This is a genomic window from Novosphingobium terrae (assembly GCF_017163935.1).
Taxonomy (GTDB): Bacteria; Pseudomonadota; Alphaproteobacteria; order Sphingomonadales; family Sphingomonadaceae; genus Novosphingobium; species Novosphingobium terrae.
Window position 1 is genome coordinate 17625 of record NZ_JABVZR010000002.1, and the last position, 25330, is coordinate 42954.

Consider the following 25330-nt stretch of genomic DNA (forward strand, 5'->3'; position numbering starts at 1 on the left):
TGTTGGTTGCAGCCCCCTTGTGCGCCACCCCTGCTGACAGCATACTGTCAGCAGGAGAAAGCCCGATGCGCCGCGCCGACAGATTGTTCCAGATCATTCAGATCCTGCGCCGCTCGACCCGGCCCGTCACCGCTCAGGAGATGGCGCGCGAGCTGGAGGTGTCACCCCGCACCGTCTATCGCGATATCGCCGATCTGATCGGCCAGCGCGTGCCGGTTCAGGGCGAGGCGGGCTTCGGCTATATCCTTGAAGACAGTTTCGACATGCCCCCGCTGATGCTCACGCCCGAGGAGATCGAGGCGGCGGTGCTGGGCGCGCAATGGGTGATGGGGCGCGGCGATCCCGCGCTGGCCGGAGCCGCGCGGGACCTGATCGCCAAAATCACCTCTGTGGTGCCGGAGCATCTGCGCGCGGTCATCGCTCATCCCGCCACCGGCGTGCCGCCCCGGCCCATGCCGGCTCCGGACGGCATCGATCTGGCCCGCACCCGCGCCTGGATTCGCGAGGGCCGCAAGCTGGCCATGACCTATCGCGATGAAAAGGGCGCCGTCAGCGAGCGTATCATCTGGCCGGTGATCCTGGGCTATTTCGAGGCCACGCGCATGCTGGCCGCCTGGTGCGAGATGCGCGAGGATTTCCGCCATTTCCGCACCGACCGCATCGTCTCGACCCGCTTTCTGGAGGATCGCCACGGCCAGCGTCCCGGCGAGTTGAGGCAGCGCTGGAAGCGCAGTCTGGGCAACAGAAACGACCAGCACCGATGATCACAGGCGCCCGGAATGCCTGCGCCATGTTCACCATCATAACCGACCTGTGCCAAGGACTAAGGTAGTTTCCACAGGTTCCCCCTTCAATCAAAAACGAGGGCACTTGCTTATGCTGACCCCACGGTTCGTCCAAAAAGGGTCGGTCATTGACCAGAGGCTTTCCAAGGCGGCATTTCCCTGTCGGCATGCACGGGGCCCGACGCCTGTTTGCGCGCCTGTGGCAAGCGCTGCTGGCGGACACATCGGGCGGCCCGGCGATTGAATTCGCGCTGGTGGTGCCCGCCTTCATCGCCCTGCTGCTGGGCATTCTGCATATTGCCCTGATCTATCTGGCTCAGGAGGGGCTCGAAACCGCCGTCGAGGCGGCCTCCCGCCTGATCCTGACCGGCGGGGCCCAGACGCTGCAACTGGGCAGCGGTTCCTCGGCCTACACCGGCATGACGGCCAGCGATTTCAAGACCGCCATCTGCAACGGCATCAGCGGCACCGATTCCAGCGGCAATGCCGTGACCTACACCAGCGCGCTGCCGCCCTTTCTCTCCTGCAGCCGACTTTACGTGAATGTGCAGCTGATGCCCGCAGGATGCACCAATCCCACCATCGCCGCGCCCACCTTCACCTATACCAATGGCGTGCTGACCAGCACGGGCACCAGCTATGGCAACTCCAGCTGCAACGGCACCACCACCAGCAACACCGGCCTGAGCGGATCGCAAAACGATCTGGTCGTCGTCCAGCTGATCTATCTCTGGCCGACGGTTTCGGCGCCTTTGGGCATGAATTTCATCAATCAGGCCAATGGCAACCGCATGCTGGTGGCAACCTCTGTGGTGACGGTGGAGGGCTATGCCTGCGCCACGGGATCGACCTCATGCTAGGGCCTCGTGGGAAACAGTGGGAGGCGGCTTGGGGCAGATCTGGCGCGGTCGCAAAAATCCGGCGCCTGATCCGCAACCGGCGCGGCACGGCAATGATCGAATTCGCTCTGGCATTGCCCCTGCTGCTGACGATGTTCTTCGGCGGCTATGTGATTGCCGATATGATCGCCTCGGCCCGCAAGGTGACGGTGGCAACGCGCGCGCTGGCCGATCTGGTCAGCCGCAATGTCTCGCCCTCTTCCCCGGTGACCGCCTCGACGCTGACGACCTATCTCAATTCAGCGCAGCTGGTGATGACCCCGATGGCCGCCGCGCAGACGACCATGCAGATCACCGAATTGCGCGTCTGCGATGCGACGCACGCCTATGTGGTGTGGAGCCAGGCCCAGGCGGCGGGCACAACAGCCACCTCCTCCTTCACCGCAGGCAGCGTGGTGTCCATCCCGGCCAGCCTGATCACCTCGCCCATGGTGCCCACCTCGGCGGACGGCTCCAATGTCTGCAGCAACACCACCGCAGCCACCAACAAGACGGTGGTGGGCACGGCGGGGGGCTATCTGTTCTTTGCCCAGATCTATTTTTCCTACGCGCCGCCCATCGGTCTTGGCTCGCTCATCACAAAGACGCTGGGCGATCAGGACTATATGATCCCTCGCTTGCAGTAGACCCTCGCCATGAAGCAGCCCCTCTGCCCATTGCCCTTTCAGCATCTGATCCATGGCTTGCGCCGGTTCTTCACGGGGCTGCGCGCGGATCGACGCGGCAATGTGATGTCGATCATGGCCTTTGCCGCCATCCCGCTGATCTTCGCGATCGGCTTCGGGCTGGATTACAGCCGGGCCGAAAAGCTGCAGACCAAGCTGAACGCCGCGGCCGATGCCGCCGTGCTGGCCGCCGTGGTGCCCCAACTGCTGAACCAGAGCGACGCCATGGCTCAGACCGCCGCTCAGGATATGTTCGACCAGCAGGTGAGCGGCCTGTCGGGTCTGGCCAGCGTGACCCGCACCGTCACCATCACCAGCACCATATCCAGCACGATGGGGCGGCTGCGCACGGCCAAGCTGGTCTATACCGCCAAATCCTCCAACATGTTCGGCGGCGTGCTGGGCGTGGCGACCTTGCCGATTGGCGGCTCGGCGACGGCCAGCGCCTCTCAGCCCCCCAGCATCAATTTCTACATCGCGCTCGATACCTCGCCCTCGATGCTGCTGCCCACCACCACCACGGGGATCAACAATCTGATCGGCGGCGCCATCTGGCAGGGCGAGCAGGCCTATTACGGCCGCACCGATGGCTGCGATTTCGCCTGCCATTCCAACAACATGCACCAATGGAACGCGGGCACCTATGTGATCGACACCAGCTCCCGCCCGATCTACCTCAACAACAGCTCCTCCAGCAGCACCATCCCCTTCTTCCGCGTCGCCTGCAACGGCACCGTCTATGACAACAATGGCAACAAGCTGGGCACCAGCGGGTTTATCGTCGGCTCGGCGACCTATTGCTCCGGTTACAGCCCCTTGGGCAATCCGGTGGTGCTGTCCTACATTCCCACCGGGCAGTTGCTGCCCACCACGGTCTCGGTGAATTTCCCTGACACCTGGTGGCTGGCCCGCAATTACAGCGCGGTCAATCCGGGGCAGGCCAACATCACGCTGCGCACCGATGCGGAGGGTTCGGCGGCGGCGGGCGTGATCCAATATGCCTATGGGATCGAACAGCAATATGCCACCGCCTCCGTGCCACCGGTCTACAAGATGCAGTTCTTCACCTTCAACGTGGGCAATCCGGCGCCGCTCACCACATCGCCCTTCGGCACCATGACCGATGTTGCCACGCTGCAAGGCCTGAGCTTCCCCGATATGGGCGGACAGGCACCGCTGATGGCGGCCAATTCCTATTGGACCAGCCTGCTGACCTACACCGGCAATGCCGACACCAATTTCACCACCATGTTCACCTGGATGCAGGCGACCATGCCCTCATCCTCCGGGACCGGCACGCCCGCATCGCCCCAGAACGTGCTGCTGCTGGTGACCGACGGGGCCGAGGATGACAGCAGCGACGGCATCACCCAGCTCAATGCCAACAACATCGCCCAATGCGCCGCGATCAAGGCCACGGGCACGCGCATCGCCATTCTCTACACGCAATATCTGCCCGGCACGGTCAATTACACCGGCCATCCCACGTTCAACAATTTCGCCACCAACACCGTGCCCTATATCCAGCAGCAGTTGCAGGCCTGCGCCAGCCAGAACACGGATGGCAGCTATCTGTTCCAGACCGTCTCGACCGACGGCAATGTGACAACCGCGCTCAACAGCCTGTTTGCCATGGTGGTGCAATCGGCCAAGCTGGTGCGATGATCTAGCCTCTGATCGCCGTGACATAGCCGCAAAGCATATCCGCCAGCGCCGAAGCGTAACCGGCGATCTCTTCCTGACTGCGCGGCACGGAGGAATAGCTGCTGCCCACAGCGGACATGGTTCTCAGGATCAGATCCGCCGCCAGCGTACGCCGGGCCTTATCCGCCAAAGGCAGAGCCTCATCGATAAAGGCCTGAAACAGGCGCGACCCTTCGGCGCGCGCCTCGCCCGTTTCCGGCGCATCGCGATAGAGCGGCGCCGCATCGGCCAGTGCCAGACGCACCTCGGCCTCATCGCATTCGGATTGGAGAAAGGCATGCGCCATCGAGCGCAGCCGTGTTTCGACCGGATGGCTGGTGTCGTTCAGGATGCCGGCCAGCATGGCGGTGTTGCGGCGCCATTCCTCAGCCTGCACGCGAAAGAGGATCGCCGCCTTATTGGGAAAATACTGGTAGATCGAGCCGACGCTGACCCCGGCCCGTTCCGCGACTCTGGCGGTGGTGAAACGCTGCGCGCCCTCCTTGCGCAAAACCTGAACAGCAGCGTCCAACACCGCCGCAACCAGATCGTTGGAACGGGCCTGTCGCGGCGATTTCCGCGCGGAAATCCGGGATTTTTTGGTGTCTGCCATCAGGGTCTCGGGGGCCTCCTCGCCAATGCGATTAGCGAAACTGACGAAGTAGTCGTATTTTTCGGGCTCCACAACACAGATTGCGAGACACCGCGATGACCACCCTGACCACTGCCCCCGTTGCCCCTCTGCTCGATCTGCTTTTCGCCGTGGACAAGGCCGCCGACCCGGCCTCCGATCCGGCTCTGGCGGCCTATTGGGGCAGCCTTGGCGCGGAAGAACGCGCCGAGCTGATGCAGAGCCGCACCGGCTACACGGATTTCTATGCGCGGCTCAAAAACCTGCCGCTGGCCGTCTCGCGTGAGACCGGCACGCTGCTTTACATGCTGGCCCGCTCGACCGGGGCGAGTGCCATTGTCGAATTCGGCACCTCCTTTGGCCTTTCCACGATCTGCCTCGCCTCGGCGCTGCGGGACAATGGCGGCGGGCTGCTGGTGACCAGCGAGTTCGAACCCTCCAAGGTGGCCCGTGCCCGCCAGCATCTGGCCGAGAGTGGCCTTTCCGATCTCGTGGAATTCCGCGAAGGCGATGCGCTGGAAACGCTCTCGCGGGACCTGCCTGCCTCGGTCGATCTGCTGCTGCTCGATGGGGCCAAGGGGCTCTATCTCGATATCCTGGCGCTGGTCGAACCGTATCTGCGCCCCGGCGCGCTGATCATCGCTGACAATGCCGATCACTGCCCGCCCTATCTGGAGCGCGTCCGGGGCGGGAACGGCTATCTCTCCCTCCCCTTCTCGGATGAGGTCGAACTCTCGATCCGTCTGGGCTGACCCAGGCGCGGGCCGGCTTGAAATCGAAAGACCTGCGTGAGCGCAGTCCAAGGTGACAAACCGGCCCGCTCCCCCTAGAGGGGCGGCTCCTGAAAACCCAGGCCTGAAAACTCAGGGGCGCCGATGACACCTGTCGATGACAAGAAAGCCGCGCAGCCGATCATCGCTGCGGCTCTGGAGCTGATCGCCGCCCATGGCCTCACCGAACTGACCCTGCGCCCGCTGGCCGAGGCCGTCGGCATGAGCCTCAATGCGCTGACCCAGGCGATGGGCTCGAAGGAGCAGCTGGTGGCGCAGGTGGTGGCCAGCGCCATGGAGCAGGACGAGCGCTTTCGCGAAGGCTGGCTGGAACGCCTGCGCGCCATGGCCCCGGTCGCGCCGGGCCTGCGCGCCGTGCTGGCGCAGACCATTCTCGACGATTGGGTGGTGAAACATCGCCCCCTCGCCTGCCTGCTGATCGATCTGGTGCAGGAGGCCGGGCGGCAGGAAGGCTGCCCGGATGCTCTGGGCGTCTGGCTGGATGCGGCGGCCCTGTTCTGGGCCGAGGTGCTGTTCGGCGATCCGCGTCAGGCCGATGCGGCGCTGGGCTATATGCTGGATGAGGCAGGCTTTTCGCTCTTTGCCCATGCCGATCCGGCCTATCGCATGCTGCGCGCCCTGTGCCTGCATCGCTTCACCGGCGGCATCTACCCCCAGCCTGACGAAGACATCGGCAGCGGTCGCCATCTGGAGCAATGGATCGCCGCGCTGGAGCCCGACCAGACCTATCCCGACACGCCCGACCCCAGCAAACGCGGGGCCATCGCGGCGCAGGCCGGGCGGCTGATCGTCACCCACGGGCTGGAGGCGCTGACCCATCGCTCGGCGGCCAAGGCGGCGGGCGTGCCAGCCTCCACGGTGGTTTATCATTTCGGCACGCGCGATGCGCTGATGGTCGCGGCGCTTCACGCGGTTGTCACGAACTTCCGCCATGGGCTGGCGGATAACTTCGGGCAGCCGCATCCCTTCCATGCCAATTATGCTCACTCGCACGATCTGGTCAGGGCGACCTCGATCATTGCCATTGCCGCCGCCCGGCATCCCGGGCTGGCGCATCACGCGCTCGACATGCGGCGGCGGCGCGGGGAGAACATCGTCACCTCGGTGCTGTGGGATATGGGCCTGCCCGAGGGGCGCGTGGCCGATCGCACCACATCGCAAGTCGTTTCGGTATCGCTGTTCGGCATGCGGATGGTGGCCATGGCGCGCGGGGTTGACGAGGATCAGGTGCTTAAGGGCGCCTTCACAAGGCTGGCGGAGGTCTGCCGCTAAACGTCAGATTTCACGATGAGGCAGGAGGACGCCCTGCCCCATCGCGCGGAACTGCTGGCGCTGTCGCTGCCCAGCTTTGTGTTTTCCGGCTATGAGCTGGCGCGCAAAAGCTATCTGCCGGTGCTGCTGGCCGGAGCTGCCGGGCTCGATCTGGTGCAGACCGGCCTGATCCTCACCATCGTTCACGGCTGGAGCATTCTGGTCGAGGTTCTCTTCGGCATGATCTGCGATATGGCCCCCGATCCGCGCTGGCGCCGCAGCTTCTGGGTGGCGACGGGCACGGTGCTGCAATTGCTTGGCGGCGCGGTGCTGTGGCTGGCACCGCCGCATGGACGGTCGGTTTTTCTCTGGCTGCTGGGGCTGCTGCCTTTGGCCAGCGGCTGGGTGCTGTCCAATCTGGCCCATGGCGCCTGGGCGCTGGAGCAGGCCAGCGGCGTGCTGGCGCGCGGGCGGATCTTTGGGGCGCGGGCTCAGGCGGGCATGGCCGGGTCGATCCTCTTCGCCATGGTGCTGCTGTGGAGCAAGCACACAGGCATCGGTTTGGCAGGCGGGGGACTGGACGATTTCTATGTGATCCTGCTGCTGACGCTGATCGGCGCGCCGCTGGTGCATGGCTGGTTGATCTGGCGCGTGAAAGAGCGCGGCGGTGGCCAGACCTCACCCCGGCTCGATTGGGCGGGCGTGGTGAAGCCTTTTCAGGTCTGCATCGCCTCCCCGGCGGATCGGAGGCTGGCCAGCCTGTTCCTGCTGGTGGGCGTGCATATGGCGGTGATCGGCGGCAGCTTTCTGTTTATCGCCCGGCATCGCCTTGCCCTGCCCGATTGGGGAACGCCGGGCATTCTGGCGCAATCGCTGGCCGCGATGGTGGGCACCGGCATCGCGCCGGGGCTGCTGAAGCGTATGCCGCCTTTGCGCATGCTTGGCGTGGTCTTTGCGCTCAATCTGGTGCTGGCACTGGCGCTGCCCTTGCTGCCTGTCGGGCAGGCGGCGCCGCTGCTGGCGTGGTCGGCGGGGACGGGCGCCACCATGGCCGTCGATTTCATGCTGCTGCGCGTGGTGCTGGGCCAAAGGCTGGATCGTGATCGGCAGCGCAACGGCGATGCGCCTGCCGCCGCCTTTTACGCGGGCTTTCACTTGCCGCTCAACATCGGGGTGATGCTGGGCACCGCGCTGCTGTTTCGAGGCATGGCGTGGACAGGCCTCAACGATCACGGCTTTGCCCTGACATGGCTGACCTGTGGTCTTGCCGCCCTGTGTCTGGTTTCGGCCCTGGGATGCGTGATCGCCCTGCGTCAGGCGCTGCGGGCGGAGGAGGGCTCTCACAGCGCCTCAGGTGAACTGAACATTCGTATTTCAAGAAACGAAAAAAGCTTCATATGAACTGAACATTCGTCTCTGAATTGTCATCTCCCGCGCATAATCGGGCCCCGACGCAACTTGGGGTATCCGAATCATGACCAGTCTTCGCCGTCGCGGTGTTCTCACACCTGCCTTGCTGCTTGCCGCCACGGCCCTGAGCGCTGTGCCGATGATCGCTCATGCGGACGATGCCGCCCCCGCGGCCCCGCAGGCCGATGGGCAGCCCGCGCTCGACCAGATCGTGGTCACCGCCGAGCGTCGTCAGGAAAAGATGCAGAATGTGCCGATCTCCATCCTCTCGCTGAGCGGGGAGGCGCTGCAGAACAGCGGCTATCAGTCGCTGACCGATCTGCAATACACCACGCCCGGCCTCACCTATGACCCGACGCAGGGCGCCGCCTTCCAGATCCGCGGCGTGGGCTCGACCTCCTTCGACTTTTCCAACGCCAAATCGGTGAACGTGGTGGTCGACGATGTGGTGATGGACGCCCAGCGCGATCTGGGCATCACCGGCCTGACGGACATCGAGCGCGTCGATGTGTTGATGGGCCCTCAGGGCACGCTGTTCGGCAAGAACTCCACCTCGGGCGTGATCGCCATCACCACGGTGAAGCCCAAGCTGAACGAGTTCTCGGGCAAGGTCTATGCCAGCTATGGTGAGCGCAATGACCGCACCATCAACGGCACCGTCAACATCCCGCTGGGCCACACCGCCGCGCTGCGCCTGAGCGCCTTCGATGTCGGGCAGGATGGCAAGGGGCGCTATGTCACGCTCAACCGCAATCTGGGTCGCGTCGATGAATTCGGTGTGCGCGGCCGCCTGCTGTGGCAGCCGGTCGACGATCTGGAAGTGATCCTCGCGGGCGAATACACCCATCACTACGACACCTCGGTGCGCACCGCCGTGGGCGGCCCCGCCGGCACCAGCTTTGCGCCGACCGCCGCCGTCACCGCCGCCGAAATCGCCCATGGCGTGACTCCGGGGCCGCAGAATGTCGACACCGCCGATGGTTTCCTCGGCTCCATCAACACCACCAACAAGGGCGGATCGCTGCATGTCGCCTACAAGCTGGGCAATCACACGCTGACCTCGATCACCGCCTATCGCGAGACGAAGTATGGCAACGACACCCCCGCCGACCTGCTGCCCAACGATGTCTATTCCTATCTGGCCTACAACTCGGGGCGCCTGAAGACCGACAAGTTCAGCGAGGAAATCCATCTTGCCTCGCCCACCGGCGGCTTTGTGGAATATCTGGTCGGCGCCTTCTACAACCGCCTGCATGCCGATCAGACGCAGGCCCAGTGGGGCCCGTTGGGCACCAGCCCGCTGATCGTCAATGGCTCGGTGATCTCGACGCTTTATGCCAACACCGGCGCCAATGATCCGGTGACCGGCCAGTTGCTGGGCAATACGGTGGAGTTCAACGCCCATAATGAAACGGTGGCGGGTTTCGGCCAACTCAAGTTCAACCCCACGCCGCGTTTCAGCCTGACGCTGGGCGGGCGCTACAACTATGACCGCAACGATCAGCGGATCAGCTATTTCAACATCGATCCGGTCTCGATCTTCGGCCAATCGGTGAATTTCATCGCCACTGGCACCGCGCCCACCGCCGATTATCGCTATGGCGTGAAGAGCAGCAGCCGCTTCACCTATCGCGTCGCGCCGACCTATCAGCTCAGCAAGGATGTGATGCTTTATGCGACCTATTCCACCGGCTACAAGCCGGGCGGCATCGCCTTCGTGGGCAACAAATACGATCCCTATAACCCTGAATCGGTGAAGAGCTGGGAGATCGGCGAAAAGGGCGAGTTCTTCAACCATCGCCTGCGCGTCAACGTCGACCTCTTCTCCTCCTCCTACACCAATTTCCAGGCGACGATCCTGACGCCGGTCTCAACGGGCGTGGGCGCCTCCATCCTCGCTTCGGCCATCGGCAATGCGCCGGGGCTGCGCAGCCGGGGCGTGGAAGCCCAGATCGCTGTGAAGCCCACGCGCAATCTCTCGCTGACAGGCGCGGTGACCTACACCGATGCCAAATTCACCAATTACGTGGCCAGCAGCACCGCGAATTACACCGGCACCCGCCTGACCAACGCCCCGCAATGGATGGCCACCGTGGGCGCCGACTACAAGGCGCCGCTGACGCATAAGATCGATCTGAAGGCGCATCTGGAATACAGCTATCGCTCGGACATTCAGACGGTGACCGGTGCCATGCTGGGCAACATCACGGCGCCCGCGGTCAAGAACGCCGATGGCACCAGCACGCCCAATGCCAGCTACTCCTATGTGCCGGGCTATGGTCTGGTGAATGGCCGCATCACGCTGGCCAAGTCTGACGACGGCATCGAGGTCGGCGTCTATGCCCGCAATCTGCTCAACCAGTATTTCTCGACCGGCTGGCAGATCTACGGCTCGCTGGGGCTGCTGCATTACACCTCGCCCGATGCCTATCGCACTGTTGGCGTCTTTGCGCAGATGAAGTTCTAAGAACCGTCCCGGGAGAGGATATTGTCATGAAGACCAAAGCTCTTCGCGCCGGGGCCGCGCTGGTTCTGGGCATGGTGGCGGCCGCCGCCCATGCCCAGAACAGCGACGATCTGAAGATCAACCAGATCCAGATCGTCGGCACCCATAACTCCTACTCGCAGGGCGTCGATCCGCAGATCATGGCGATGGCCGATGCCATCATCGGCCCGCGCCTGTCGCAGATGACGGCCAAGATGCCGCCCGAGGCCCGCGCGCAATATAAGGAATACCACCCCAACGAAGTGAGCATGCCCGAGGCGCTGAACTATCGCTATGGCACGCTGGCCAGTCAGCTGGACGCCGGGATGCGCAGCCTTGAGCTGGATCTCAACCGCGATCCCGAAGGCGGACGCTTCCTGCACCCCGCCGCCTATGAGGCCGCGAAAGCCAAGGGTATCCCCGAAAGCCAGCTGCTGCCCCATGACAAGACCGGGCTCGACAAGCCCGGCTTCAAGGTGATGCATATCGTCGATTTCGATGTGCGCTCCAGCTGCAATCTCTTCACCGATTGTCTGGCCGAATTGCGCCGCTGGTCGGACGCCCATCCGAACCACGAGCCGATCTTTATCCTGCTGGAGGCCAAGAGCGATCCCATCCGGATCTTCCCGGGATCGAAGCCGCCCCTGCCCTTCACCCCGCAATCCTTCGATGAGCTGGACGCCGATCTGTTCCGCGTGATTGGTCGCGACAGGATCGTCACGCCCGATCAGGTGCGCGGGCACTATCCCACGCTGGAGGCCGGGGTGAAGGCGGGCAACTGGCCGACACTGAAGGACGCGCGCGGCAAGTTCATCTTCCTGCTGCTGACGGCTTTGGACACCAAAGGTCTCTCCGGCTATGTCGGCGGCCATCCCAATCTGGAAGGCCGCGCGGCCTTTCTCGAATCCAGACCCGGCCAAAGCTATGGCGCTTTCCTGCTGATGGACAATGCCACCTTGCGGGCCAAAGAAATCCCCGAACTGGTGAAACAAGGCTATCTGGTGCGCGCCCGCGCCGATATCGAAACCTGGGAAGCCAAGGCCAATGATCTGACCCGCGCCCAACAGGCCTTTGCCAGCGGCGCCCAGATCGTCTCGACCGATTTCTACAAGAAGGGCAATGCCTATGGCACGGATTATGTGGTGACGCTGCCTGGCGGCGGCGTGATGCGCTGCAATCCGGTCAATGCCGCGCAGGCCTGCCGCTAAGATGACCACACGCCGCACACTCCTCAAGGGCGCAACCGCCGCCGTGCTGGGCGCCGCAACGGCCAGCACGGAGGCACTCGCGGCGCCTCTGGCCGAACCCTCGCTTGAGCTGCTGATGGTCAGGGAGCTTTCTCGCGCCCTGGGCAGCGAAAGCGTGGCCCAGAAGCTGGCACCCCTGCTGTTCGACGCCACCATGCTCTGGTCCTACCCCCAGATGCAGGCGCAGGAGGCGAACGCGCTGATCGCCTACAGCTTCGGCAACCGCCTGACCACCGCCGCCGACAAGCCTCCCCGCGCGCCCGATGCGACCGAACCCGGCCCCATCAACGCAAAGCTGGCAGAGGCCGTGTTCAAAATCCGCGCGATCCGCAAGATGCCCGTTTACGCGCAATGGGAGATCGCGGCGATCCTGCAGGACACCTATCGGATGGATCAGGTCATCCCGATCTATCCGGAGCGCGATGCGGATGGGAAGCTGGTCTATCTCAGCACCGAAGGCGTGGCCAAGGCCGTCCTGCGCGAAGCGGGCGGCGCCGGGGCGCTGGGGCATGTCGCGATTGTCGGCCATCGGGACCATGTGAAACGCTGCATTCTGACGTCAAAGTCGGTCGGTCTTGCGGCGGCGGCCATCAGCGGCATCCCGCTGCCGGTCGAGTATGACACGCTGTCCGGCCAGCCCTGGACGCGCGACCGGGCGACCTATCTGCTGGGCGACATCATGGCCCAATTGATGATGGAGCGATCAGCCTTGCTGGCCCAACTGTAGCGAGACAAGGCCTCAGTCATTACGCCGCGCAGGCTCGATCAGATCCCAGCGATTGCCGTAAAGATCCTCGAACACGGCGACGATGCCATAGGGCTCATGCCTTGGCGGCTCGATAAAGCGGACACCCTGCGCGGCAAAGGCGCGATGATCCCGGGCGAAATCATCGGTCTCCAGAAACAGGAACACCCTGCCGCCGCTTTGATCGCCGATCGCCTGTTGCTGGCGATCCCCCACACCGCGCGCCAGCAAAAGCCCGCTGCCACCTCCGCCCGGCGCTACCACGACCCAGCGCTTCCCTTCCGCCAGCACGGTGTCTTCGCGCAATTCGAAACCCAGCTTGCCGACATAAAAGGCAATCGCCTCATCATAATCGGCCACAAGGAGCGCGGTCAGGCTCAGGCGCCGGGTCATCGGGGGCTCCCTGTCGCCATCAGGGCACCTGCATAAGCGCGCCAAATTTGACGCGATCCAGCGCGATCAGGCTGCGATAGCTGGCCACCGCCTCGTTCTGCGCGAAGAGGCGGCGGGTGATCGCCTCATAAGCCACCATGTCGGCGGCGAGGATCACCACCACAAAGCTGATCCCGCCGGTGACATAATAGCATTGCTGCACCTCCGGCGCGGCGCGAAACAGCGCCTTGGCGGCATCCACCGTGCTGGCACGCTCATCGGTGAGATGCACCTCCACGATGGAGGTGATCGCCATGCCCACAGCCGAGGCCTCCACCACCGCGACATTCTGCGCGATGACGCCCGCGCTCTCCATGGCGGCGATGCGGCGCTGCACGGCGGCGGCGGACAGGTTGACCGCTTCGGCAATGCTGCGCTGAGGCGTCTTGTTGTCCTGCTGGAGGATGCGCAGAATCGCCCGGTCAAACGGGTCGAGCGTGGGGCGGCGGGAGGACGCTTTGCGGACCATAAGTGAGTAATTGTTGCATTTGGCTGCCAAAGCAAGCGCGCATGGCTCGCCCCGATGATGATATGTTGCCTTATCGACAGCAGAAAGTGAGATTCACCCGTGACCGCCTCTCTCGCCACCCCCTCCGGCGACAACCGAACAATGCTTGGCATCGCCTGCGGCATGGGCGCCGGGGCGCTGTGGGGGCTGGTCTTTCTCGCCCCTGCGCTGTTGCGGGAGGTCGCGCCGCTGCAACAGGCCATCGGGCGCTATCTTGCTTACGGCCTTATTTCGGCGGTGCTGCTGGCCCCGCGCTGGCGCGCGCTGAAGCCATCGCTGATGCGGCGTGACTGGCTGTCGCTCCTGTGGCTCTCGCTGGCGGGCAACACGCTCTACTATGTGCTGCTGTCGACGGCGGTGCAGAAGGCGGGCATCGCCACAACCTCGCTCATCATCGGCTTTCTGCCCGTGGCGGTCACCATCATCGGCAGCCGCGATCGTCACGCGGTGCCGCTGGGCCGGCTGTTGCCTTCGATCCTGCTCTGTGTGGCCGGGGTGATCTGCATCGGCTGGCAGGCGCTGGCGCCCTCCACGCCGGGGGACAGCGGGCAACGCGGTTTGGGCTTTCTCTGCGCCATCGGGGCCTTGATCTCCTGGACGGCCTATGCGGTGGGCAATGCCCGCTGCCTCGCGAGGAACGGCCATATCTCGGCCCATGACTGGAACCTGCTGACGGGCGTTGTCACCGGCACGCAGGCCCTGCTGTTGATCCCGCTGAGCGCGCTGGTGGAGCCGCTGCGGCATACGCCCGCCGTCTGGGTCCAGCTTGCCATCGTGTCCTGCACAGTGGCGGTGCTTGCCTCGCTTGTCGGCAATGCCTTGTGGAACCGGATGAGCCGCCTGCTGCCGCTGACGATGGTGGGGCAGATGATCCTGTTCGAAACGCTGTTCGCGCTGCTCTACGGCCTGATCTGGGAACATCGCCTGCCTCTCCCGCTGGAGGTCGCGGCCTTTGCGCTGGTGATGACCAGCGTACTGACCTGCATTGCCGCGCATCGCCGCCATGCCGCCGGTGCATCCCCCGCAGAGATAATCGAACCCGCCCTGTGAGCTGAACCGGCAGGCGGCCCATTGAAACCATGCCGCCGCGATGGTAGAGCCGCCTGATGATCACCAGCATGCCTTCCCGGAACCATCTGCCCCGTGCAATCGCGGGCCTGGTTGGCATGCCGCCTCCCGTTGCACCGCCCGAGAATGTCAAAGAGATGTTCGGTCGCAAGTCGGCTCCGCCGCCGCTGAACATCTGAGGCTGGCTGACAAAGCTGGCTGACGTCTGCCTGCAAGCGGGATGCTTGCAAGCGCCAGGACTCTCGTTTCAGGTGATTTATGATCAATCGACAGATGTCGGCTGTTGTGCCGACCTCAGCCTTCGTGCTGCTGTGGAGCAGCGGCGCCATCATTTCGGAAATCGGGCTTCAGCATGGCTCGCCCTTTGGGCTGCTGATCCTGCGCTATGGCCTTGCCCTGGCCGTGCTGACCCTGGCCGCCATCCTTAACCGGCAACTGCTGCCCGCCAGGGGCAGCCGCAGCAGAGTTGCCTTTATCGGCTTTGCCATCGCAGGGGTCTATTCGGTCTGCTACCTGCTGGCGATGGACCATGGGGTGACGCCCGGCGCCTTGGCCACCATCCTTGGCATCCAGCCCATTCTCACCATGCTGATCACGGAGCGAAAGGTTGGCCCGATGCGCCTTCTGGGCCTGCTGCTGGCGCTGGGCGGTCTTGCCATGGTCGTCGGCGACGGGCTGGCCGCCATGCGCTTCGAGCCTGTCGGGCTGCTCTTTGCCCTGCTGGGGCTGATGGGCATCACCTTCGGATCGATCGCGCAAAAGCGTGAGACCCAGGCGCCCTGGGTGGTGCTGCCGATGCAATATGCGGTGGGGCTGCTGGCCGTCTGCTGCGCGGCGACGGCGTCAGGCACGCATTCCCTTTGGCCCGCCACATGGGACACCAGTTTTGTGCTGTCAGGCGTCTGGCTGGGGCTGGTGATTTCGGTGGGAACGACCTTCCTGCTCTACCGCCTGATCGCCCGGGGCAATCTGGTGAATGTCACCAGCCTGTTCTATCTGGTTCCCGGTGTCACGGCGGCCATGGACTGGGCCGTGTTAGGCCATCCGATGTCCATCCTTGCGATGGGCGGGCTGGTGCTGATCATGGTGGGGCTCTGCGTGGTGTTTCGCGCGGATCGGCCATAGAGGCTCCGGCGGCTTCAAGCCGAAGCTGCCTCCCGGCACAGCCGTCCGTCTCGCGCGGGCGGCTGGCCATATTGCCGTCGATACTCGCGACTGAACTGCGAAGGGCTTTCATAGCCGACCGCAAAAGCCACCAGCGTCACGCTTTCCGCACTGGCCAGCAGGCGGGCGCGGGCGGCATGCAGCCGCAATTGCTTCTGATACTGCACCGGCGTCATCGCCGTGATGGCACGGAAATGACGGTGGAAGGAGGTGAGGCTCATCCCGGCGATCTGCGCCAGAACGCTCACCCGGATCGGCTCGGCCAGATGGCTGCGCAGCCATTGCAGCGCCCGCCCGATCCGCGCCGTATGGCTGTCGGCCAGCCCGATCTGGCGCAGCACCGCGCCCTGAGGCGTACTCAACACCCGCCAGAGGATTTCCCGTTCCATGGCTGGAGCCAGCACCGGAAGATCGGCGGGATGATCGAGCAGGCGCAGCAGGCGGACCACCGCCTCGATCAGCGCATCAGGCATGGTGCCGACCATGACGCTGGCCGGATTGCCGGCGGGCAGAGCCAGCCCCGGCTGCTCCAGCAGCAGCGCGGCGACGGCTTCGGGGCGGATGCGCAGGCCCACACCCAGAAAGGGTTGCTCCGCCGTGGCGCCGATCACGAAACTGTTCATCGGCAGCTCGATCGACACCGCCATCCCCTCCCCCGGACCATAGGTGAGAGTTCTGTCACCCACCTCGATTTGCTTGGTCCCCTGCGCGATCAGCGAAAAAACCGGATCGGTGACATGGATGCAGGGCAGCGTCGGGCCATCTTCGCGCCCCAGCAGGATGTTGGGCAAAGCGGCCAGCGGCGCGCCGGAGGCCACCACATGGCGGGCGATCAGATCGCGCAATTCAGCAAGCAAAGCATCGGCCATAAGGGCATCATGGCAGCAACGCCTCGCCGTGTCATCTGCCCGTCCTCACCATGATTGGCAGGATCAGGCATTTTATCGGCAGGTTTCGCCTAACACTTCGGCCTGCTTCCTCCCCACATGGCTGTCACACCCAAGGAGAACAGCCATGCGGACCGACCATTCCTTCCTCAGCAGCGGCATCAGGCTTGCCGCCCATCTTTACACGCCCGATGCGCCCAACGGCCGCGCCCTTGTCATCGGCCATCCCGGCACCGCCACCAAAGAGCAATCCCCAGCCCTCTATGCCCGCAAGCTGATAGAAAAGGGCTTTACGATCCTGACCTTCGATGCCGCTTTTCAGGGTGAGAGTGAAGGCCTGCCGCGCAGTCTGGAAGATCCGGCGCAGCGCATCGAGGATATCAAGGCGGCTGTCTCTTACCTGTCCACGCTGCCCGGTATAGCACCTGAAAGGATCGGCGTGCTGGGAATCTGTGCCTCTGGCGGCTATGCCATTGCGGCGGCGGCAGGCGATCGGCGTATCCGCGCTGTGGCCACGGTTGCAGCGGTCGATGTCGGGCTGCAGATGCGTGTCGGAGCAGATGGACAGCAGGATAAGGCAGTTCTCGATGCCTTGCTGGAGGGCGCCGCGCAAGCCCGCAGCCGCGCGGCGCGTGGCGAACCGATGGGCGCCCTGCCCGTCTTCCCGGCCAATGAGCAGGAAGCCCGCGCGGGCGGCCAACATATCTTCGAAGGCTGGGACTATTATTGCACGCCGCGCGCCAGGCACCCGCGCTCGGCCAAGGCGCTCAGCTGGGACAGCATCGACCGCATGGCCAGTTTTGATGCCTTCCGCTTTGTGGGCATGATCGCCCCGCGCCCCCTGCTGATGATCACCGCCGAGCATGCGGTAACGGCATGGATGTCCCGGCAGGCCATCGCGCAGGCCGAGGAGCCCAAGACCCTCCACACCGTGAACAGGGCGAGCCATGTCGATCTCTACGATCGCGAGGGGCCGGTGAATGAGGCCGTGGCGGAGCTGGCGCGCTTCTTCCACGCGGCGCTGTAAAGCGTCCTGCCCAAATGGGAACGCAGTGATAGGGCCAGCGCCGCATTGAGGTCCTCGCACCGCTGCCCTATGGGGGACAATCGCCTGATAGCGGCCTGCCCGTGCCGCCTGACAAACCGGATGTTCGCCGCATGGATCAAGCCACCGCCACCCTCGAAACGCCTGCCTCGCAGATTCAGGCCGATCGCTCCTTCCTTGGCCATCCGCGCGGGTTGGCCTATCTGGCTTTCTCCGAGGGGTGGGAGCGCTTTTCCTATTACGGGATGACCGCGCTGCTGGCGCTTTACAGCGCGCAATATCTTTTCAAGCCGGGCCATATCGAAAAGATCTGGGGCTTTGCCGCCTTCCGCCAGATGCTTGAGGCCTTTTTCGGCCCCCTCAGCGCGCTGGCTCTAGGGGGCGCGATTGCGGCGCTCTACAGCGGACTGGTCTATCTCACACCCCTGCTGGGCGGCTTCGTGGCCGATCGCTATATCGGGCGGACGCGCGCCGTGATCTTTGGTGCGGTGACCATGGCCGTGGGCCATTTCTGCATGGCCTTCGACCAGACCTATCTGGTGGCTCTGGCCTGCATCCTGATCGGCAGCGGTTTCTTCAAGGGCAATCTGGCGGCACAGGTGGGCGATCTCTATGCGCCGGGAGATCTGCGCCGCGCCGACGCTTTCCAGATCTATGTGCTGGCCATTCAGGTCGCGGTGATTGTCTCGCCCATCGTCTGCGGCTTTCTGGGGCAAAAGATCGCCTGGCATTTCGGTTTTGGCGCGGCGGGCGTGGGCATGCTGATCGGCCTTGGGGTCTATCTCTCGGGACGCCGCTGGCTCCCTGCCGAGCCCAAGCCCGAACCGGGCCATATCACCGAACCGCGCCCCAAGCTGCTGCCCGGCGAGGGCAAGCGGATCGCCGTGCTGGTGTTGCTGATCCCGGTGATCGCCTGCGCTTACGTGGGCAATCAGGAGATTTTCGCCGCCTATGAACTCTGGGGTGACGCGCATTACCAACTGGTGTTTTTCGGCAGCGCTATCCCGGCCAGCTTCCTGATCTCGCTCGATGCCATTGTGTCGACGGTGCTGCTGGTCTGCGTGGTCGCCTTCTGGCGCTGGTGGGGCAAGACCCGCCGTGAGCCCGATGAAATCACCAAGATCACCATCGGCACCTTTATCGCCGCGCTGGCCCCGCTCAGCCTGGCGCTGGGATCGATGCATGAGGCCGCGACGGGCGAGAAGGTCGGTCTGGGCTGGGCGCTGGGCTTTCACATCATGAACAACATCGGTTTCTGCAACATCTATCCGGTGGGCAGCGCGCTCTATTCGCGGGTGGCCCCCAAGGCGCTGAGTTCCACCATGATGGCCGCCTATCTGCTGGCGCTGTTTCTGGCCGGCATGATCGTCACCAAGCTGGCGACCCTGCTCGACAAGCTACCGGGCAGCGTGTTCTGGGGCATGCATGCCGCGATCATTGCCGGGGCGGGTGTGGTGCTGCTGATCGCCCGCGCGGTGGCCGGGCGCCTGCTGGCGCCGACCGCGGCGGCTGAGGAGATCGCTCAGTCATAGAACGCCGGGGACAGGCGGAAGCCGGGCCAGACCTGCGCATCATGCCCCGGCACCAGCGTAGCCCCGGCCCGGTCTGCCAGAGCGCGCATCTTGCGCACCGAACGCACCGCATCCTGCGCGCTGGTCATAAAGCCCGGCAGCGCTTTTTCATGCCAGTGGTCCATGGTGTAGACGGCATCAGCGGCCAGCAGGAAAGCGCCGCTTTCGGGCAGCGTCACCAGAAAGGACTGGTGCCCCGGCGTATGGCCGGGGGTAAAGATGATCCGCAGCACGCCATCGCCATAGAGGTCATAGTCATCGCAGCTCTCGCCCTCCAGCAGCTGCCATGACAGGTCAGGTCGGTCGAAATCCTGCCGGATATAGGCGCCCGCCGCGAACCAGTCGGGCGTGAAGGCATATTCGAGTTCGCGGCGCTGCAGAATATGCGTGGCAGGAGGGAAACGCCCGACGGCGCCGCTGTGATCGGAATGGAGATGGGACAGGACCACGAAGCGGATGTCTTCCGGCGCCAGCCCCAGCGCGGCCAGTTGCGCCACACAGCCCTGATCCTCGCGCATCACCGGCTGATAGGCATCGACCGCGTCTCCCCAATAGGCGCGGGGATCAGCCAGACCTTCCGCCGCCAGACCACCATCGATCACCACATGGCCTTTGGGATGGGTCAGCAGAAACCATGGCACCGGGATTTCATGATCCACGCCGCAGCCCTGGTTCATCTTGATATCATGGAGCTTGCAGCGCTGCGTGCCGGACTGGAACATGTAAAGCCTGATCTCTGACATAGGGAGCCTCCCGGGAATGCTGTTGGACGGCACCTATGTCACTGAAGCCTCATCTGATGGGTAGAGGGCTCAATCCACTTTTATCCATCGGATAATCCGATAGAAGAAGGGCATGGATTATCTGGCAGCCATGCGGCTTTTCGTGCGCGTTGTGGAGCGGGGCAGCCTTTCGGCGGCGGCACGCGATCTGGGCCTCGGTCAACCCGCCGTCAGCGAGCGGATCGCCCGGCTGGAGGCCGATCTGGGCGCCCGGCTGCTATGGCGCAACACACGGGCCCTGTCGGTCACCGATGCCGGCGCGGCCTTTTACGAACGCTGCCAGATCGCCATCGAAGCTGCCGATGATGCCCTCTGCGTTGTGCGGGAGGAGCAGGCCTTGCGCGGCATGCTGCGGATCGCGGCGCCCCATGGGCTGGGCGAGCTGCTGCTTCCCCCGCTGCTGCTGCGCCTGCGCGAGGAGCATCCCGGGCTCAAGGTGGATGTGGTGCTGAACGACCGTCTGGTCGATCCGGTGACGGAGGGCGTCGATCTCTCGCTCAGGCTGGGCGATGTGGGCGATGGGCGCTTTGCCGCGCGAGGTTTGGGCAGAGTGCGCCGGGTGCTGGTGGCCTCCCCCGCCTATCTCGCCCGCCATGGCACGCCGGAGACGCCGGAGGATCTGATCCGCCATGGCTTCGCCCGCGTCTCCGGTCTGTTCAACACCGACCGGCTGACGCTGTCCACTCCCGAGAGCACCACAGCAACGGCGTTCATCGACATCGTGGCCAGCTTCAGCCATTGGCGCCCGCTGCATGCGCTGCTGATCGGCGGCGGCGCCATCGGCGTGTTGCAGGAACCGGCCTGCCGCGCCGATCTGGCGGCAGGTCGACTGTGCCGCCTGCTGCCCGACTTCACCGTGCCGGGCTTCGATCTCCACGCGCTCTTCGCCGCCCGCAGGCCCATGCCGACACGCCTGCGCATCGTGCTGGCCTTGCTGCAAGAGGAAGCCGGCAAGCTGCTGGCCTGATTACCAGCCAGTCGCCCCGGCATCCACGGCGATATCGGCCGCGGTGACATAACGCGCCTCATCGCTGCCCAGCCAGACGGCAGCCCAAGCGATATCGCTTGGCTCGCCCAGCAGCTTGAGCATGTTCTTTTCCAGCACTTTATCCTGAAAGCCGGGATCGTGATCCAGATGGCGCTGCGTGGCAGCGGTGCGGATAAAGCCCGGCGCGATGGTGTTGGCGCGAATGCCATGCAGCGCGCCCTCCATCGCCAATTGCCGCGTCATGGCCAGCACGCCGCCCTTGCCCGCGCAATGCGCCAGGGCCGGCGAGCCTTCCAGCGCATGGCGGGCATTGGCGCTGGCGAAGTTGATCACGCTGGCCTTCCCACTGGCCTTCAGCCACGGCCATGCCGCCTGCGTGGGCAGGAAGACGATATCCAGCTCGCCCGCCAGCGTGGTTTTCCAGTCGGCATAGGTCAGCGTCTCGATCCAGTCGAAGATCGCAAAGGCCGCCGCATTGACCAGAATATCGATCCTGCCATGCTCCTGACCGATGGCCGTGAAGAGCACCTTGACCGCCTCTTCGCTCAGCAGATCGCAATCGCGGTCAGCGCCCTTCAGATCGAGGCCGATCACCGTGGCGCCCTCCTGCCGGAACAGCGCAGCCACGCCCTGACCGATGCCATTGCCAGCCCCGGTGACGACCGCCACCTTGCCCTTAAGACGATCAGCCATGAGCGACTCCCTTGATACCCAGTTGCGGATCGATCCGCCCTACCTTTCCCGCCACCAGCAGCACGATCACCAGACCGATCACCGCCCCTGCCGACAGCACCACAAAGGCCGGGAGAAGACCACCCGCCTGCTTGGCGGCAAGCGTCACCACCACCGGGCTGAGGAACTGCCCCAGCGCAAAGCTGCCCTGCCACATGCCCGCACCACGCCCGCGAATCTCGAAGGGCAGCAGGCTCATGGCCCAGACCAGCAGCGTGGGCAGCAGCATCCCCGCGCCCAATTGGTTGCAGAAGCAACCGATCAGGAAGCTTTTAGGCGTTGCGGCCTTGCCCATCGTCAGAAAGCCCACCGCCAGCAGCGCGAATTCCAGCATCAGCAGGCGCTGCACCGGCCAGCGCCCGATGCGTGAATAGATGAAAGTCCCCAGCGGCACGCCCACGCTGGCAACCGAGGTAAGAAAGCCGGCCCGCGCCGGATCGGTGATGCCCAGCACATTGAGGCCGCTCGCCGCCTGGATCTGCACCGTGTAGAAAAACACCGAGCCATAGAGCGTGATCGCCATGATCACCGCGATGCGCCCCCAAGGGAAGTGCGCCCAACTGGCGTTGCGCGGCGCCTCGGCCTCGCCATGGGCTCCGGGTTTGAGGTCGCGGGTGAAGGCCATCACCAGCGCCATCATCAGCAGCGCGGAGGTATAGACCCAGAAGGGCGTGCGCCAGCCATGCGCGCCCAATTGCCCGCCCACATTGAAGAAGATCAGCGCCGACATGGAGGCAAAGGCCGTCTGCCCGGCCAGCCATTTGTCGCGTGCGGCGCCATGGTAATAGTCACCGATCATCGTGGTGGACAGCACCATGATCAGCGCCTCGGCCAGCCCCACGCCGACGCGGCTGATCAGGATCGCCGTCAGATCATGCAGAAAGACTGGCGCGATGCCCACGATGCCATAGGCCACAAAGCTGGCGAGCAGCAGGCGGCGGCGCCCGAAATAATCCCCCAACATCCCCGCAATCGGCGAGAACAGCGCCACGCAGAGCGCCGGGATCGTCAGGATCATCGGCACCCAATATTCATAGCCGGGCACGGCGCTGAAATTCTGCATGATCTGCGGCAGAATAGGGGCCAGCAGCACGATGGCCATGGTGGACAGCGTGATCGGCAACAGCAAGGACAGGCCGGTCATCACCGTCACCTGCCCGCTGCCCGATCCCACCGGCGGGGCTTGATCCGCAGGCATGAGTCTCCCTTTCAATTATCGTTTTGCACAGACACGCCTTTATCGCGCCGCTGTCGAATTCACTCTAACGTTGCCCGGCCATTCACGGAACAGGATGCCGGTCTTCAGCTGCCATCGGTGATGAGCGTGCCACCATCCACCACCAGATTGTGACCGGTGACAAAACCGGCGGCGCTGCTGGCCAGAAAGATCGCAGCGCCCGCCACCTCTTCCGGCATGCCGGGGCGACGCAAGGGCGTCATGGCCATGCGTTTGGTCATGAAGGGTTCGTTGCCCAGCAAGGGCTTGGACAGTTCCGTGGCGATAAAGCCGGGCGAGATGGCATTGACCCGCACGCCTCTCGGCCCCCATTCCACCGCCAGATTGCGCGCCAGCTGCGCCACCCCGGCCTTGGCCAGAGCATAGGCATTGATCGCCCCATTGCCGCGCAGGCCCGAGAGGCTGGACATCAGCACCGCGCTGCCCCGGCGCTCTGCCACATGCGGCAAGGCGAAGCCGGTCAGCACCACCTGACTGCGCAGGTTGATCGCCATCACGCGGGCGTAATCGGCCATATCGATGCTCTCGAAACGACCGGGCCGCCCGGTGATCCCGGCGTTGCAGACCAGAATGTCCAGCCCGCCCAGCTCCGCCACCGTGCCGCAGACCAGACGCTCAAGCGCCTGATCATCGGCGACATCACAGGCGATGCCCGGCATGCCAAGCTCGGCGGACACCCGCGACGTATCCCCGGCATCCTCGCTGGAGATCATCACCCGGGCGCCCGCAGCGATCATGCCCTGCGCAATGGCCAGGCCGATGCCGCGGGTCGAACCGGTGATCAGGGCGGTGCGGCCCCTCAGGCCGAAATCGGGGCCGGGGCTCATGCCAGAGCGCCCATCAATGGTCGGCATGCTCTGGCTTGGCCTCATCCAGAGGCTGGCCGTCATGCAGATAGGCGGGGGCCTCGATCAGGATGAAGGCGATGCGGGTGGGCTTGTCGGTGGTGTTGCGCCACAGATGGTTGGTGCCGCGCTGGATGATGATGCCGCCCTCGCGGATGGTCTTCTTGCGACCATCCTCCAGCTCCAGCTCGATTTCGCCCTTCAGCACGATGCCATAGTCGATGCTGTTGGTGCGGTGCATCGGGCTCTGCTTGCCGGGCAGCATATCGGTGATGCGGATCACGCTGCCACGCTCCAGCGTGAGGCCGGTTGGCAGATCGCGGCCGTCGCGTTCGTCATTGTTGTCGGCGGGGACGGTTTCTGTCGTCCAGATCGTCAGGAAGCTGGCATCGCCCGAGGGGATCATTGTTGTGGGCGTGATGTCCTCGGATTTGAAGATAGCGCGGCCATCCTCATTGTGTCCGGTGACCACGCGCTGCACGGCGGGCAGGCCGCTGTCAGAGAGAATTTCGCTCATGCCTTGATGACCTTCTGTTCGATGATACCGAAGGGCGATGCGCCCGTGGGGGTGACGGCTTCCATGCGCACGCTGTCGCCGAAACGCATGAAATCGGTGCGCGGTGCGCCTTCATCCACGATCTCGATCCCGCGCCGCTCGGCGATGCAGGAGGAGCCGATCTCGCGGAAATTCTCGTTGGAGACGGTGCCCGAGCCGATCACCGTGCCCGCCACCAGATCGCGGGTGCGCGCGGCATGGGCGACCAGCTCATGGAAGCCATGCCCCATCGGTTCGCCATTGGCCGCGCCGAAACGCTTGCCGTTCCAGTCCACCAGCAGGTTGAGGCAGACGCGGCCATTCTTCCAAGCCTCGCCCAGTTCATCGGGCGTGACGGCAAAGGGCGCCATCGAACAATGCGGCTTGGCCTGCACCCAGCCAAAGCCGGTCTTCATCTCCGGCCCCGCCAGCTTGCGCAGCGACCAGTCGTTGATCTGCACCACCAGCTTGATGTGTTTAAAGGCCTCTTCCGCCGTGGTGCCCATCGGCACGGCGTCCACGATCACGCCGAATTCACCCTCGAAATCGATGCCCAGATCCTCATCGGGGAAGCGGACATCGTCATGGGGGCCGTAGAAGCGATCGGAAACGCCCTGATACATCAGCGGGCGCTCGGTCTTGAGCGGTTCGACGCCCAGCACCTTGTCCATCAGCGCGCCATGGCTGGCAAAGGCCGAGCCATCGAGCCACTGCCAAGCGCGCGGCAGAGGCGCGGCCAGTTGGGCCTGATCCAGCGCTTCAGGGAAATCCGTGATCGCGGCCAGTTGGGCAGAAACCTGATCCCATTGCTCCAGAGCCTGTTGCAGCGTGCCCACCGGGGCGGGCGCATAGGCCCCGCCATCGGGCGCGACCACGACCAGACGGCCATCGGCGGTCCCGTCGCGCATGGTTGCCAGACGCATTTCTCTCTCCCGTTTCGAACT

26 protein-coding genes are annotated in these 25330 nt (G+C 64.4%); 16 read left to right on the forward strand and 10 right to left on the reverse strand.

Annotated features, from left to right (window positions below; translation table 11 throughout):
- The first annotated feature begins 65 nt into the window (after positions 1–65).
- The 4 genes from HGK27_RS18735 to HGK27_RS18750 all read left to right on the forward strand — a co-directional run bounded on the left by HGK27_RS18735 (position 66) and on the right by HGK27_RS18750 (position 4014).
- Positions 66–764, forward strand: a complete 699-nt coding sequence (locus tag HGK27_RS18735) for a helix-turn-helix transcriptional regulator (RefSeq protein ID WP_206244373.1) — start codon at positions 66–68, stop codon at positions 762–764.
- A gap of 188 nt (positions 765–952) precedes the next feature.
- A complete protein-coding gene (locus HGK27_RS18740; protein ID WP_206244374.1) occupies positions 953–1645 on the forward strand; it encodes a TadE/TadG family type IV pilus assembly protein in 693 nt (230 codons plus the stop codon).
- Between the two features lie 92 nt (positions 1646–1737).
- Entirely contained in the window at positions 1738–2310 is a 573-nt protein-coding gene (locus HGK27_RS18745) for a TadE/TadG family type IV pilus assembly protein (protein ID WP_206244375.1), read from the forward strand.
- Positions 2311–2319: 9 nt separating this feature from the next.
- Positions 2320–4014, forward strand: coding sequence for a TadE/TadG family type IV pilus assembly protein (locus tag HGK27_RS18750; RefSeq protein WP_206244376.1), 1695 nt, complete (start codon positions 2320–2322; stop codon positions 4012–4014).
- A gap of 1 nt (position 4015) precedes the next feature.
- Here HGK27_RS18750 and HGK27_RS18755 read toward each other — a convergent pair whose 3' ends face one another.
- A complete protein-coding gene (locus tag HGK27_RS18755; RefSeq protein WP_206244377.1) occupies positions 4016–4645 on the reverse strand; it encodes a TetR family transcriptional regulator in 630 nt (209 codons plus the stop codon).
- Between the two features lie 95 nt (positions 4646–4740).
- On the opposite strand from HGK27_RS18755, the gene HGK27_RS18760 reads away from it, so the two are divergent.
- The 6 genes from HGK27_RS18760 to HGK27_RS18785 all read left to right on the forward strand — a co-directional run bounded on the left by HGK27_RS18760 (position 4741) and on the right by HGK27_RS18785 (position 12574).
- Complete coding sequence (locus tag HGK27_RS18760) at positions 4741–5415, forward strand: O-methyltransferase (RefSeq protein WP_206244378.1); 675 nt, start codon at positions 4741–4743, stop codon at positions 5413–5415.
- 123 nt (positions 5416–5538) lie between these two features.
- On the forward strand, positions 5539–6726 hold the full coding sequence (locus HGK27_RS18765) for a TetR family transcriptional regulator (RefSeq protein WP_206244379.1): 1188 nt from the start codon (positions 5539–5541) through the stop codon (positions 6724–6726).
- Between the two features lie 15 nt (positions 6727–6741).
- Positions 6742–8106, forward strand: coding sequence for an MFS transporter (locus tag HGK27_RS18770; protein ID WP_206244380.1), 1365 nt, complete (start codon positions 6742–6744; stop codon positions 8104–8106).
- A 73-nt stretch (positions 8107–8179) separates the two neighbouring features.
- Entirely contained in the window at positions 8180–10582 is a 2403-nt protein-coding gene (locus tag HGK27_RS18775; RefSeq protein ID WP_206244381.1) for a TonB-dependent receptor, read from the forward strand.
- Between the two features lie 26 nt (positions 10583–10608).
- Positions 10609–11808, forward strand: a complete 1200-nt coding sequence (locus tag HGK27_RS18780) for a Ca2+-dependent phosphoinositide-specific phospholipase C (protein WP_206244382.1) — start codon at positions 10609–10611, stop codon at positions 11806–11808.
- 1 nt (position 11809) lies between these two features.
- Positions 11810–12574 (forward strand): twin-arginine translocation signal domain-containing protein, encoded by a 765-nt coding sequence (locus HGK27_RS18785; RefSeq protein ID WP_206244383.1) that lies wholly within the window; start codon positions 11810–11812, stop codon positions 12572–12574.
- Positions 12575–12586: 12 nt separating this feature from the next.
- Here HGK27_RS18785 and HGK27_RS18790 read toward each other — a convergent pair whose 3' ends face one another.
- Positions 12587–12985: a VOC family protein gene (locus tag HGK27_RS18790; RefSeq protein ID WP_206244384.1), complete on the reverse strand. Its 399-nt coding sequence runs from the start codon at positions 12983–12985 to the stop codon at positions 12587–12589.
- Positions 12986–13004: 19 nt separating this feature from the next.
- Positions 13005–13493, reverse strand: a complete 489-nt coding sequence (locus tag HGK27_RS18795) for an Lrp/AsnC family transcriptional regulator (protein ID WP_206244385.1) — start codon at positions 13491–13493, stop codon at positions 13005–13007.
- Between the two features lie 99 nt (positions 13494–13592).
- Here HGK27_RS18795 and HGK27_RS18800 point away from each other — a divergent pair, with 99 nt between their 5' ends.
- The 3 genes from HGK27_RS18800 (at position 13593) to HGK27_RS18810 (ending at position 15725) form a co-directional block, all read left to right on the forward strand.
- Entirely contained in the window at positions 13593–14582 is a 990-nt protein-coding gene (locus tag HGK27_RS18800; protein WP_241127618.1) for a DMT family transporter, read from the forward strand.
- Positions 14583–14638: 56 nt separating this feature from the next.
- A complete protein-coding gene (locus HGK27_RS18805; RefSeq protein ID WP_206244386.1) occupies positions 14639–14779 on the forward strand; it encodes a hypothetical protein in 141 nt (46 codons plus the stop codon).
- A 94-nt stretch (positions 14780–14873) separates the two neighbouring features.
- Positions 14874–15725 (forward strand): DMT family transporter, encoded by an 852-nt coding sequence (locus HGK27_RS18810; protein ID WP_206244387.1) that lies wholly within the window; start codon positions 14874–14876, stop codon positions 15723–15725.
- Between the two features lie 14 nt (positions 15726–15739).
- Here HGK27_RS18810 and HGK27_RS18815 read toward each other — a convergent pair whose 3' ends face one another.
- Positions 15740–16633, reverse strand: coding sequence for an AraC family transcriptional regulator (locus tag HGK27_RS18815; RefSeq protein ID WP_206244388.1), 894 nt, complete (start codon positions 16631–16633; stop codon positions 15740–15742).
- Between the two features lie 145 nt (positions 16634–16778).
- Here HGK27_RS18815 and HGK27_RS18820 point away from each other — a divergent pair, with 145 nt between their 5' ends.
- Positions 16779–17678, forward strand: coding sequence for an alpha/beta hydrolase (locus tag HGK27_RS18820; protein ID WP_206244389.1), 900 nt, complete (start codon positions 16779–16781; stop codon positions 17676–17678).
- Positions 17679–17809: 131 nt separating this feature from the next.
- Positions 17810–19228 carry a peptide MFS transporter gene (locus HGK27_RS18825; protein WP_206244390.1) on the forward strand — a complete coding sequence of 473 codons (1419 nt, stop codon included), beginning with the start codon at positions 17810–17812 and terminating at the stop codon, positions 19226–19228.
- Here the strand turns inward: HGK27_RS18825 and attM are convergent.
- Positions 19219–20010 (reverse strand): AttM family quorum-quenching N-acyl homoserine lactonase, encoded by a 792-nt coding sequence (gene attM / locus HGK27_RS18830; RefSeq protein WP_206244391.1) that lies wholly within the window; start codon positions 20008–20010, stop codon positions 19219–19221. The two genes, HGK27_RS18825 and attM, sit on opposite strands and share 10 nt — an antisense overlap.
- Positions 20011–20122: 112 nt before the next feature.
- Between attM and HGK27_RS18835 the strand changes: the two genes are divergently transcribed.
- Positions 20123–21016: a LysR family transcriptional regulator gene (locus tag HGK27_RS18835; protein ID WP_206244392.1), complete on the forward strand. Its 894-nt coding sequence runs from the start codon at positions 20123–20125 to the stop codon at positions 21014–21016.
- Here the strand turns inward: HGK27_RS18835 and HGK27_RS18840 are convergent, their stop codons facing one another.
- The 5 genes from HGK27_RS18840 to HGK27_RS18860 form a co-directional block, all read right to left on the reverse strand.
- The gene (locus HGK27_RS18840; protein ID WP_206244393.1) at positions 21017–21730 is read right to left on the reverse strand and encodes an SDR family NAD(P)-dependent oxidoreductase; all 714 of its coding nucleotides are present in this window, start codon (positions 21728–21730) and stop codon (positions 21017–21019) included.
- Entirely contained in the window at positions 21723–22967 is a 1245-nt protein-coding gene (locus tag HGK27_RS18845) for an MFS transporter (RefSeq protein WP_206244394.1), read from the reverse strand. Before HGK27_RS18845 ends, HGK27_RS18840 begins: the two co-directional genes overlap by 8 nt.
- A 104-nt stretch (positions 22968–23071) precedes the next feature.
- Entirely contained in the window at positions 23072–23833 is a 762-nt protein-coding gene (locus HGK27_RS18850; protein ID WP_206244395.1) for an SDR family NAD(P)-dependent oxidoreductase, read from the reverse strand.
- A 13-nt stretch (positions 23834–23846) separates the two neighbouring features.
- Positions 23847–24368 (reverse strand): cupin domain-containing protein, encoded by a 522-nt coding sequence (locus HGK27_RS18855; protein WP_206244396.1) that lies wholly within the window; start codon positions 24366–24368, stop codon positions 23847–23849.
- Positions 24365–25309 carry a fumarylacetoacetate hydrolase family protein gene (locus HGK27_RS18860; RefSeq protein WP_206244397.1) on the reverse strand — a complete coding sequence of 315 codons (945 nt, stop codon included), beginning with the start codon at positions 25307–25309 and terminating at the stop codon, positions 24365–24367. Before HGK27_RS18860 ends, HGK27_RS18855 begins: the two co-directional genes overlap by 4 nt.
- Positions 25310–25330: the final 21 nt, after the last annotated feature.

Excerpts from the sequence above, each read along its gene's own strand:
- HGK27_RS18840 (WP_206244393.1), bottom strand. The coding sequence starts at position 21,730 with ATGGCTGATCGTCTTAAGGGCAAGGTGGCGGTCGTCACCGGGGCTGGC.
- HGK27_RS18755 (WP_206244377.1), bottom strand. The coding sequence starts at position 4,645 with ATGGCAGACACCAAAAAATCCCGGATTTCCGCGCGGAAATCGCCGCGA.
- HGK27_RS18860 (WP_206244397.1), bottom strand. The coding sequence starts at position 25,309 with ATGCGTCTGGCAACCATGCGCGACGGGACCGCCGATGGCCGTCTGGTC.
- HGK27_RS18785 (WP_206244383.1), top strand. The coding sequence starts at position 11,810 with ATGACCACACGCCGCACACTCCTCAAGGGCGCAACCGCCGCCGTGCTG.
- HGK27_RS18750 (WP_206244376.1), top strand. The coding sequence starts at position 2,320 with ATGAAGCAGCCCCTCTGCCCATTGCCCTTTCAGCATCTGATCCATGGC.
- attM (WP_206244391.1), bottom strand. The coding sequence starts at position 20,010 with ATGTCAGAGATCAGGCTTTACATGTTCCAGTCCGGCACGCAGCGCTGC.
- HGK27_RS18845 (WP_206244394.1), bottom strand. The coding sequence starts at position 22,967 with ATGCCTGCGGATCAAGCCCCGCCGGTGGGATCGGGCAGCGGGCAGGTG.
- HGK27_RS18735 (WP_206244373.1), top strand. The coding sequence starts at position 66 with ATGCGCCGCGCCGACAGATTGTTCCAGATCATTCAGATCCTGCGCCGC.
- HGK27_RS18850 (WP_206244395.1), bottom strand. The coding sequence starts at position 23,833 with ATGAGCCCCGGCCCCGATTTCGGCCTGAGGGGCCGCACCGCCCTGATC.
- HGK27_RS18835 (WP_206244392.1), top strand. The coding sequence starts at position 20,123 with ATGGATTATCTGGCAGCCATGCGGCTTTTCGTGCGCGTTGTGGAGCGG.
- HGK27_RS18745 (WP_206244375.1), top strand. The coding sequence starts at position 1,738 with ATGATCGAATTCGCTCTGGCATTGCCCCTGCTGCTGACGATGTTCTTC.
- HGK27_RS18765 (WP_206244379.1), top strand. The coding sequence starts at position 5,539 with ATGACACCTGTCGATGACAAGAAAGCCGCGCAGCCGATCATCGCTGCG.
- HGK27_RS18805 (WP_206244386.1), top strand. The coding sequence starts at position 14,639 with ATGATCACCAGCATGCCTTCCCGGAACCATCTGCCCCGTGCAATCGCG.
- HGK27_RS18760 (WP_206244378.1), top strand. The coding sequence starts at position 4,741 with ATGACCACCCTGACCACTGCCCCCGTTGCCCCTCTGCTCGATCTGCTT.
- HGK27_RS18820 (WP_206244389.1), top strand. The coding sequence starts at position 16,779 with ATGCGGACCGACCATTCCTTCCTCAGCAGCGGCATCAGGCTTGCCGCC.
- HGK27_RS18770 (WP_206244380.1), top strand. The coding sequence starts at position 6,742 with ATGAGGCAGGAGGACGCCCTGCCCCATCGCGCGGAACTGCTGGCGCTG.
- HGK27_RS18790 (WP_206244384.1), bottom strand. The coding sequence starts at position 12,985 with ATGACCCGGCGCCTGAGCCTGACCGCGCTCCTTGTGGCCGATTATGAT.
- HGK27_RS18815 (WP_206244388.1), bottom strand. The coding sequence starts at position 16,633 with ATGGCCGATGCTTTGCTTGCTGAATTGCGCGATCTGATCGCCCGCCAT.
- HGK27_RS18775 (WP_206244381.1), top strand. The coding sequence starts at position 8,180 with ATGACCAGTCTTCGCCGTCGCGGTGTTCTCACACCTGCCTTGCTGCTT.
- HGK27_RS18855 (WP_206244396.1), bottom strand. The coding sequence starts at position 24,368 with ATGAGCGAAATTCTCTCTGACAGCGGCCTGCCCGCCGTGCAGCGCGTG.
- HGK27_RS18810 (WP_206244387.1), top strand. The coding sequence starts at position 14,874 with ATGTCGGCTGTTGTGCCGACCTCAGCCTTCGTGCTGCTGTGGAGCAGC.
- HGK27_RS18795 (WP_206244385.1), bottom strand. The coding sequence starts at position 13,493 with ATGGTCCGCAAAGCGTCCTCCCGCCGCCCCACGCTCGACCCGTTTGAC.
- HGK27_RS18825 (WP_206244390.1), top strand. The coding sequence starts at position 17,810 with ATGGATCAAGCCACCGCCACCCTCGAAACGCCTGCCTCGCAGATTCAG.
- HGK27_RS18740 (WP_206244374.1), top strand. The coding sequence starts at position 953 with ATGCACGGGGCCCGACGCCTGTTTGCGCGCCTGTGGCAAGCGCTGCTG.
- HGK27_RS18780 (WP_206244382.1), top strand. The coding sequence starts at position 10,609 with ATGAAGACCAAAGCTCTTCGCGCCGGGGCCGCGCTGGTTCTGGGCATG.